This window comes from Papillibacter cinnamivorans DSM 12816 (genome assembly GCF_900176335.1).
In the GTDB taxonomy this organism is placed as follows: domain Bacteria; phylum Bacillota; class Clostridia; order Oscillospirales; family Oscillospiraceae; genus Papillibacter; species Papillibacter cinnamivorans.
Map to the genome: position 1 here is coordinate 1 of NZ_FWXW01000017.1, position 9,010 is coordinate 9,010.

11 protein-coding genes are annotated in these 9,010 nt (G+C 54.7%); 3 read left to right on the top strand and 8 right to left on the bottom strand.

Translation table 11 applies throughout. From position 1 onward, the window contains the following. Positions 1–346: 346 nt before the first annotated feature. The 8 genes from B9A13_RS13690 to B9A13_RS13725 form a co-directional block, all read right to left on the bottom strand. The gene (locus B9A13_RS13690) at positions 347–1,021 is read right to left on the bottom strand and encodes a hypothetical protein (RefSeq protein ID WP_084235716.1); all 675 of its coding nucleotides are present in this window, start codon (positions 1,019–1,021) and stop codon (positions 347–349) included. A gap of 189 nt (positions 1,022–1,210) precedes the next feature. Beyond that, the gene (locus B9A13_RS13695; RefSeq protein ID WP_084235717.1) at positions 1,211–2,140 is read right to left on the bottom strand and encodes a thiamine pyrophosphate-dependent enzyme; all 930 of its coding nucleotides are present in this window, start codon (positions 2,138–2,140) and stop codon (positions 1,211–1,213) included. A 551-nt stretch (positions 2,141–2,691) separates the two neighbouring features. After that, positions 2,692–3,873: a pyruvate ferredoxin oxidoreductase gene (porA, locus tag B9A13_RS13700; RefSeq protein WP_084235718.1), complete on the bottom strand. Its 1,182-nt coding sequence runs from the start codon at positions 3,871–3,873 to the stop codon at positions 2,692–2,694. Then, on the bottom strand, positions 3,870–4,178 hold the full coding sequence (locus B9A13_RS13705; protein WP_242942877.1) for a 4Fe-4S binding protein: 309 nt from the start codon (positions 4,176–4,178) through the stop codon (positions 3,870–3,872). The genes porA and B9A13_RS13705 overlap by 4 nt, the downstream gene beginning before the upstream one ends. After that, on the bottom strand, positions 4,175–4,759 hold the full coding sequence (locus B9A13_RS13710) for a 2-oxoacid:acceptor oxidoreductase family protein (protein WP_084235719.1): 585 nt from the start codon (positions 4,757–4,759) through the stop codon (positions 4,175–4,177). The genes B9A13_RS13705 and B9A13_RS13710 overlap by 4 nt, the downstream gene beginning before the upstream one ends. Before the next feature lie 412 nt (positions 4,760–5,171). Beyond that, entirely contained in the window at positions 5,172–5,831 is a 660-nt protein-coding gene (locus B9A13_RS13715; RefSeq protein WP_084235720.1) for a stalk domain-containing protein, read from the bottom strand. A gap of 200 nt (positions 5,832–6,031) precedes the next feature. Further along, positions 6,032–6,643 (bottom strand): stalk domain-containing protein, encoded by a 612-nt coding sequence (locus tag B9A13_RS13720; protein WP_084235721.1) that lies wholly within the window; start codon positions 6,641–6,643, stop codon positions 6,032–6,034. Positions 6,644–7,003: 360 nt separating this feature from the next. Then, a complete protein-coding gene (locus B9A13_RS13725; RefSeq protein WP_084235722.1) occupies positions 7,004–7,396 on the bottom strand; it encodes a helix-turn-helix domain-containing protein in 393 nt (130 codons plus the stop codon). Positions 7,397–7,650: 254 nt separating this feature from the next. On the opposite strand from B9A13_RS13725, the gene B9A13_RS13730 reads away from it, so the two are divergent. The 3 genes from B9A13_RS13730 to B9A13_RS13735 all read left to right on the top strand — a co-directional run. Continuing rightward, a complete protein-coding gene (locus B9A13_RS13730; protein ID WP_084235723.1) occupies positions 7,651–8,229 on the top strand; it encodes a sigma-70 family RNA polymerase sigma factor in 579 nt (192 codons plus the stop codon). A gap of 2 nt (positions 8,230–8,231) precedes the next feature. Further along, on the top strand, positions 8,232–8,405 hold the full coding sequence (locus B9A13_RS14185) for a hypothetical protein (RefSeq protein WP_159448159.1): 174 nt from the start codon (positions 8,232–8,234) through the stop codon (positions 8,403–8,405). A 353-nt stretch (positions 8,406–8,758) separates the two neighbouring features. Then, the coding region (locus B9A13_RS13735) for a hypothetical protein (RefSeq protein WP_200809736.1) at positions 8,759–9,010 on the top strand (252 nt) is incomplete at its 3' end.

A 9,010-nucleotide genomic window follows, 5' to 3' on the forward strand; every position in this document is an offset into this window, starting at 1 on the left:
GTCCAGCCGCGTTTCCTGCAGTGACAATTTTCCCAATGTGCACATTCCTTTCTTTCCCGTATTCCGGTTTTATCCGTACACATTGTATGGATTTTTGTCTGATTTTGGAAAGCGACGCGAGGGAAAATCGTTCGACAAAATACTCCTTCTTTTTCAAAATGTACCTTTATTGCTTTCCCCCCGGCGGGGAGCGTGCAGCTTTCATCCAAAGCCCTCGTTTATTCAATTTATAGACAAAAAAATAACGCCCCGGAAGCTTATCGCTTCCAGGAGCGTGAAATTTCGGAATACTCAGCCGGCAATATAGCCTTCCCCCGCCATTCCGGGACGGGGAATCCATTTGTCCTTACGCCTTATTTTCAGCGTTTTTTGCCGCCTGGGATTTGAGCTTTGTAAGTGCCACCAATACACCCAGGAGGATTGAAAGGAAGGCGGAGGCCAGCACCCGGTACTGGGCGGGCAGGAGAAATACAATGGTATGGAGGGGAACCCAGATGAGCAGGCAGGTTTTCAGCCAGGAAAAGCCCACGATGGTGTACCAGTCAATTTTGTCCACAAAGTACTTTACCGTATACTTTACTTTTTCGATCCGGGTCTCCACCAGAAGATCGCCGTATTTGTGATACATATACAGCATTGGGCCGAAAGTCACGTTCATGATAAAGCTGGTGAAGAAGGCCAGAGCGAATTTATTCCCGGCAAAGGGAAGCCTTCCGGCCGCCATGGCCGCCGCCGCGCCGGCATTGTACACGGTGAAAACCAGAGTGATGGCCATACCAAGAACGCCCCAGACGCAGGCTTTGGCAACAAAGCCCCTGGGAATCACCCAGCTCTTGTTGAGTATGCGCGCTCCCAGCAGGTCGCCCATAGTGGCGAGGATCGCGAATTTCACAAAGCCGCCGATGTAGGGATGGGCTTCGGTCGCCCCGATAAAAGCCGTGCGTGCGGAGGGAATCACCAGGATCAGGATCCAGACAAGGAGCACAAGGGCCCAGAGGAGATCGCCTTTCCGATTTCTCATTTTTTTACCGCCTTTTCCCTTTGTTTCTTATTCGGATATGTTCTCCGGGATAACAAGATTCTGCCGCATCCTCCCAACAGACGCGGCAGATCTTTCTCCATCCTCCCGTCCCACAACGGGAGCAACGAAGCAATTATACCTTTTTGTGTGATTTTATGCAAGGGATTTCGACAATTTCACTGAACAAATTCACCTGCATTTTGCCAGCAGCTTTTCCCAGCGCTTGTCCACATAGTCCTGTGCTTCCTTCAGCATCCACTCGTTTTCTTCCCGGAACATGTGGGCGAACCTTCCCTGTTTTTTCAGAAATTCCTCCACGGGGAGCTTCCGTTTCGGTTCATAGCTCAGGCTCCAGACGCCGTCCTCCACCTCGTAAAGCGGCCAGACGCAGGTTTCCACCGCAAGGCGGCTAATCTCCATGAGCTCCTCCGTCTCGTACCGCCATCCCCGGGGACAGGGCGACAGAACGTTGAGAAAGGCCGGGCCCTTGGTATAGATGGCTTTCCTGGCTTTTTCGTGAAGGTCCCGGAAGTTTGACGTGAAGGCGGACTGGGCGACATACGGGATGTTGTGGGCGGCTACGATTTCGGTGAGTTCCTTCTTGTTCTGCCGTTTGCCGGGAGACACGGTTCCCGCGGGAGAGGTGGTGGCATCGGCAAAGCGGGGTGTCGAGGAGGATCGCTGGATGCCGGTATTCATGTAAGCTTCGTTGTCATAGCAGACATATACCATGTCGTGGCCCCGCTCCAAAGCGCCGGACAGAGACTGGAACCCGATGTCATAGGTGCCCCCGTCTCCGCCGAAGGCGATGAATTTATATTCACCGTCCAGCTTTCCCCGGCGCTTCAGGGCATGGTACGCCGCCTCCACGCCGCCGGCGGTTGCGCCCGCGTTTTCAAAAGCGCTGTGTATGTAGCTGTCCGTCCATGCGGTAAAGGGGTACAGGAAGGAGGAAACCTCCAGGCATCCGGTGGCGTTTATCACCACCGCCTTGTCTTCCGGCTCCAGGGCGCGCATGACGGCGCGTACCGTAACGGCCGCTCCGCAGCCGGCGCAGAGGCGGTGTCCCCCCGTAAAGCGCTCGGGCTTGGACAGTTCTGTTTTCAGGTTATAGGCCATTCTATAGCTCTCCCTTCCAGGGTGGATTTGAGGATCTTCTATTTTTTACCAGAATCTGGACTAAGGTTACGCGCTCTCCGCAGGGAGAATATTTACTCATAGATTCATGTGAATTTTTTTGCGAAAGGTTTAAACGGGAGCAGCGCGCTCCCCGCCGGGGGTAACTTTTTGATTCCGCAAAAAGTCACCAAAAACGGACCAAGGGGCCCCGGCCCCTTTGGATCCCCGGGGAGGGGTGCTCCGTAAGCGCTCTTAATGACAAATTGACTATCGGCAGTTGCGAACGCACGGACAACCCGGTAGCAAGAAGTCTGTTTTTCAGCCCGCGATCGGGGCTCTCCGGGTCTGGGGTCGTGGGGCTTAATAAGTCTGCAAAAACGTACCTTTTGCGGCGTTTAAGAAGTTTTTCATTCTGTAATAGGTAGGTTCAGGTATTGGGGTTATGCGGCTGATTCTGTCAGTAGAATCAATTCCGTACAGCATTCGAAAGTAAATTTCTTTCGGAATAACATTATATTAACTTGGTGGAAACTTTGAGAGTAAAGCTCCCGTCAATCCCGCTGGCCGATATGGCGGTAAACCTCGCCGGGTTTGCCGGATGCCGCTATGGACGACAGTTCCCCGAAGATGTTTACGAAATCCTCCACCCGAACGTCCCGGCCGCCCAGGCCGTAAACATAGTTGACCGCCAGGGGGCGCTTTTCCAGGTTATACAGGGCGCCGCGCGCCTCGGCAAAGAGAGGACCTCCGCAGGAGGAAAACCCCTCGGACTTGTCCATGATCCCAAGCGCCCGGACATTTTTCAGGGTTTCCGCCAGCTCTTCCCCGGGGAAAGGCCGGAAAACCCGCAGCTTCACAAGACCCGCCCGGACGCCCGCGGCGCGCAGCCGGTCCACGGCGGCCTTCGCCGTCCCTGCGCTGGAGCCGATAAGAAGGAGGGCAAGCTCTGCGTCTTCCATCCGGTAGGCTTCAAAGAGGCCGTATTTTCTTCCGGTGAGTTTTTCAAACTCAGACGCTACTTTCAGGATGCGGGCTTTGGCGTTTTTCATGGCCTCGGCCTGCTGTTTCTTATGTTCCATGTAATAGGCGCTGATATCGTATGGGCCGACGGCCAGGGGCGTTTCCGGGTTCAGGAGATAATTCTCCGGCCGGTACTCCCCCACCAGGGCGCGGACGGATGCGTCGTCCAAAAGCTCGATGTTCTCCACGGCGTGGCTGGTAATAAACCCATCCTGACAGACCATGACGGGAAGGCGCACCGAAGGGTCCTCCCCGATAGGCATTGCCTGGAGAAAGTTGTCATAGGCCTCCTGGTTGGTCTCGGAATAGATCTGAATCCATCCGGAATCCCTGGCCCCCATGGAGTCGGAGTGATCGTTGTTGATATTGATGGGCCCGGAGAGGGCGCGGTTGACACAGGCCAGGGTGATGGGCAGGCGCGAGGAAGCCGCCACGTAAAGGACCTCGTACATGAGGGCAAGGCCCGCCGACGAGGTGGCGGTAATGGCACGGGCTCCGGCGGCTTCGGCGCCGATGCAGGCGGACATGGAGCTGTGTTCGGATTCCACGGTGACGAATTCCGTGTCCACCTCGCCGTTGGCTACATAGGAGGCAAAATACTGGGGGATCTCGGTGGAAGGCGTGATGGGAAAGGCGGCCATCACGTCGGGGTTGATCTGCTTCATGGCAAAAGCCACGGCCTCGTTTCCCGAAAGGCGGTCGCGTCTGTTCATTCCTCCACCTCCCCGCACATTTGGATCGCTCCGAAGGGGCATACTTTGGCGCAAATGCCGCAGCCTTTGCAGTGCATCAGGTCGAAATCGCTCCGCCTCCCGTTTTGAACGGGGATGGAGCTGTCCGGGCAGCAGGGTACGCACAGCAGGCACTGGCGGCACTTGTCCGTCAGATGCACGGGCCGCCGGGAGCGCCACTGTCCGGTTTCCACCAGGCGGGCGGTCCCCCCGCCGGCTATCTCTCCCCCCTGGGTCATTTCCTTCCAGGAGGAACGTTCGTTTATCTCGGAAGCTTTGGGAATCAACCTACCTGCACCTCCTTCATGGATACGTCGAGAGCCTTGAGATTGTCCTCAATCACATGGGGTTTCGTGGCAAATTTATGCTTCAGGGACGCCTCCATGTCTTCGATAAATTTTTCCGGATCCACCACGCGGCTGACCCAGACCACGGCAGCCAGCATGGGGGTATTGGGGAAGTTTCCGCCCAGGGTCTCCCGGGAAATCCGGGATGCATTGACGGAACAGACTTTCCCTTTGTACCCGTTGAGGAGGGGCCGCAGCTCCTCCGGCGTCTTGGCGCTGTTGACGATCACCGCGCCGTCCTCCTTCAGGCCGGCGGTGACGTCCACCGAGCGAAGCAAGCTCTCGTCCACCACCGCGACAAAATCCGGTTCGTAGATGTTGGAGTGCACGGTGTTTCTAACCCGGCTGATCCGGTTATAAGCCGTGATGGGCGCACCCATGCGTTCCGGGCCGTACTCGGGAAAGCCCTGCACATAACAGCCGGAGGAAAAGGCGGCGTCCGCCAGGAGCAGACAGGCGGTCTTGGTCCCCTGCCCTCCCCGGCCGTGCCACCGGATCTCCACGGTCTCTTTTTCTTTCATTTTCTTAGCCTCCTTCGACGGATCGACGGATTTTTCCGCCATCCGGTAAGAAAAAGCTCCCGTCCCGCAAAGGGACGAGAGCCATAATCTCGCTGTACCACCCATTCCTGCATACCGTCATACGCGCTCCTTTTAACGGGGGAACCCGTCCGGGCCTACTGAATCGTTCGGCCGGAAACTCGGGAGTGATTTTCAGCTGCCGCCTGCCGTGCCGGGCTCCCATCCTCCCCGGTTCGCTGCAACGCCTGCGCGGCGCCTACTGTCTCCGTCATAGTCTTTCATACCATATCGCATTGTTGTACTGAAGTATAGCCGATTCCCCGGTCCTTGTCAACCGTTTTTCGCCATTTTACAGCCAGGAAAACCGGCCCTAACCGAAAGCTCCGGGTCCCGGCCGTCCGGCATTGGTCCGTCAGCTCGGCTCGCTGGTATTCAGATCCGTGCTGGAATCCCCGTAATACACCGTTACGAACAGTTTCGTATCGTCCGCGCTGCTGCTGACGGTCACGGTCATGCCGTTGCTTTTATTTTCAAATGTATAGACCGTATTGCCGTTTTCGTCGGTTTCGGAAGAGGTGAGCTTATACCCGTTATCCTCCAGCCAGCCTTCATATCCGTCAATCAGGAGGATGTCCTTGGGAAGAGAGGATCTGTCGTAGGTATAAATCACTTCGCCGTCCAGATACTGCGTATTCTCATATACGGCGTCGGGGAAGACATTTTCCATGGCAGGCACGCCGATTTCCTTATATTCGTTCGCGTAGGTCGACGCATCGCGTTTTGTCAGCTTTACCGTATAGTTGTCCTGATCCCATTCCACATTGAAGCCGCAGGCATCGGCAACGGCGCGGGCGGGCAGATAGGTGGTTCCTTTATATGCGAAGGGTTCCACCGGGGTGCCGTTCACGTCCGTGGGATTGAGCTTGGATCCATCCACAAGGATCTGAATGTTGCAGTAATCCACCGTCAGTGACTTCGCGCCAAAGGTCGCCACAGCGGAACCCACCACGGATACCAGAATCGCCATTACGGCCATCCCGGCTAAAAAACCCTTCAACGTACCTTTTTTCATTTTCCGTCCTCCTCATTCGTATTACCCGAGGTATTTCCATTTGCTTCGGCTGAATTTCCCATTTGAATTATTATATCACCGCCGGAGAGTATTTGGCAAAGAGAAAGTATCATCGGAGTGAAATCCCGATCATCCGGGATACGGGCTATGAAAAATACGGGACGGAGCCGCTGTGTTCTCCGTCCCGCATGCCTCAGCTCTTATTTCACGGTCTGCACGTGTACGCAGTAATAATCCCCGCCCCCGTCGTAATAGAGGCTCACAATAACGCCGGTAAACCCGTTTTTGTACAAGACCTTTTCGATTCCGTCCTCCACTGTGGTATCCAGGTACTCAAACCCATATTTCCCCAGAAGCACCACATAATCGCCGATAAAGCTGCCCTCGGGGAGACTGCTCACCGGATAGATGTATGTAACGCTCCCGGTATCAATCTGCTCTGAAACATATTCCGAACCGTCCAGTATGTTTTCCAGGGCGGGAACGGCAAACTCACCATAGCAGGTGGTATATTCGGCTTTCTTTGTAAGATCCACGGTCTTGGTATCCTGATCCCACGATACGTCGTATCCGCAGGCATCGGCAATCGCCCTGGCGGGCAGATAGGTCGTTCCGTCCACCGCGAAGGGTTCCGTTGGGTTCCCGTTTACATCCGTGGGATTCAGGACTTCCCCGTCCACCCGGACGGTAATGCCCATGTAGTCCGCCAGAATCGCTTTCGTCGCTGCCGAAGCGGACGAAGCGCCGCCCAGGGAAACCATCAGCGCCATTATCAGCGCTCCCGCCAGGAACATGCTAACCTTTGTTTTCATATTTTCCTCCTTCTGGATACCCGGTCGTTTTTCCGCTTCTTTCCATATCGGGTACACCGTGCTTTTTCGACATTTCTGCGGCGAAACGACCTCGTATTTTAATCTTCTTTGTCGATTTCTTCTGTCATTCTACAATATATTACAAATAATGCTTTAATATCTCATATTAAGCTATTGTAATAAACTTACATATATGGTACTATTATGTCGTATTAAGGGGTGTCTTGCCCTGCTCCGCCCTGTCGGCTTTCTATCGGAAAGGACTGATTGCGATGGATTCCACTCACCCGAACTGGGAAATCATGAAGAGCATCGTATTTACCGCAAGTCAGCTAAAAAACAGACAATCTCTGGACGCAATCATGCGTTTTTCCCGCGGGATGCTTGCTCCTGCGCCAGAAACGCCTGAGCAACTTCCAGAATCCTCTTCGCCGAAGCCGGCGACACTTTCAAGACGATCTCGGCCAGTTCACGCAATTCGGCATCCTTGAGGAGCGCCCCCAGCCTTTCTGCCTCCGTCTCTCCCTGAATAAGCTCCGACGGGGGATCCGGATCGTCCGTTCTCTCCAGCAGATAGTCAATTGAGACACCGAAATAATCCGCCAGCTTTTTCAAATCCTCGTTGGAAGGCTCCCTTGTCCCGTTTTCCCAATTGCTCACGCTGTTCTGGGCGGCATTCATCAGCCTTCCCAGTGAAGCTTGGGTCAAACCTGCTCCTTTTCTCAATTCCGCCAATCTTTTCAAAGAATACACCCCATTCTCATGTTATCACTAATAGCGATAATTAGCAATGATTTTTCAAGGTTTTTTTCATTCTCGCATTGACAATTAGCCCGTTACGTGATATATATATCTCGTAACGGGATTTTTGTATTCTTCTCTACTACGTCTCCCCCTCCCCTCTTCCTTTGGAAAAGCGCCAAATACAAGCTTTTATGCCGCAGGCTAATCTGCACACAAAGTCAATTTATCATAATTTGTAAGATTATACAAGAGGAGGTAAATATATGTTTTCCGAATCTGAATGTCCCCTCGCTTCCGAGCAGAGCCGCGGCAGCGGAGAGCACGCAAGCGCAGGGTCCGTTCCCCCCAGCACGGAAGAACTGATATCGCGGAACAAAAAACTGATTTATACCATATTAAACCGGCACTATCCCCACAAGGCGGAAGATGAGGACTATATCCAGGTGGCCACCATCGGCCTTTGGAAAGCGGCGAAGGGCTTTGAAAACGGCATCGGCAGATTTTCCACTTACGCTTACGCCTGTATCCGCAGGGAGCTGTCGGCTTACGACAGACTGGAAAACCGGAGCAAAAGAAAAAAAGACGTGCCCGATCTATCCCTGGACGATATGAGCATGGAACAGCTGGTAGCCGGACCCTCCTTCGAAGAGAGGCTGCTTTCCCGGTACCGGGCGGAGGAGATCCTCCGGCGCATCCGGAAGAATAATCCCAGGCAGGCTTATGTACTAACCCAGCGCATGCGGGGGCGCAGCAGCGCGGAGCTCGCGCACGAGCTCCACCTGTCCCGGCAGTGGATCCACCAGATGTGTATCCGTTCCCGCAGGTGGCTCGCGGAGGAATAGAGGTGCTTTTTATGAATCCTGTGCCGGAACGCCGCGCCGAACCGGAGGAGTCTGTCCCCATTTTCCGGTGCGACGACTGCGGGGAAGGGATCTATCACGGGGACGGGGCGTTTTTTATCAGCGGTCTGGTGTACTGCGAGGAATGCGCCGAGTTCCGGTTCCGGAGGCTGGTGTAGGAGGCTTCTTCGTATGTTTTCGGTTTTGATTACGAGGTTTGGACGGGATTGGCGCGCTCCCCGCCGGGGGTAACTTTTTGTTTCTGCAAAAAGTCACCAAAAACAGACCAAGCGGCCCCGGCCTCTTGAATCTCCATTGGAGGGTGCTCCGGCAGTCGCTCTCAGTAAGTGATTGACTATCGGCAGTTTCGAACGCACGAACGGCTCTATAGCAGGAGGTCTGTTTTTATGCCCGCGATCGGAGCGTTCCGGGCTTGGGTCTGTGGGGCTCAGTGGGTCTGCATAAACACACTTTTTGCGGCGTTTTAGAAGACAAGACAAAATCATGTTTTACGGAAAGGAGTGTAAATTCCATGGGCAAGGTGGAACTGCAGGAAACGCGGCTGGACGATGTGAGAATCCCCGGCGTTTCCGTATCGGACACCCAGCCGAAAACCGGGCTGGACACGGCGGAGCAGCGCGCCGAGCAGACCTTGGCCGTCCGAAGGCAGAAGGAACGGGAATGGGCGGAGGAAAAAAAGCGGCGGGACCTGGAGGCCGCCGCGGAGCGGCAGAGGCAGCTGGAACAGGAGAGGCAGGAGCGCCAGCGGCGGCAGGAAGAGGAA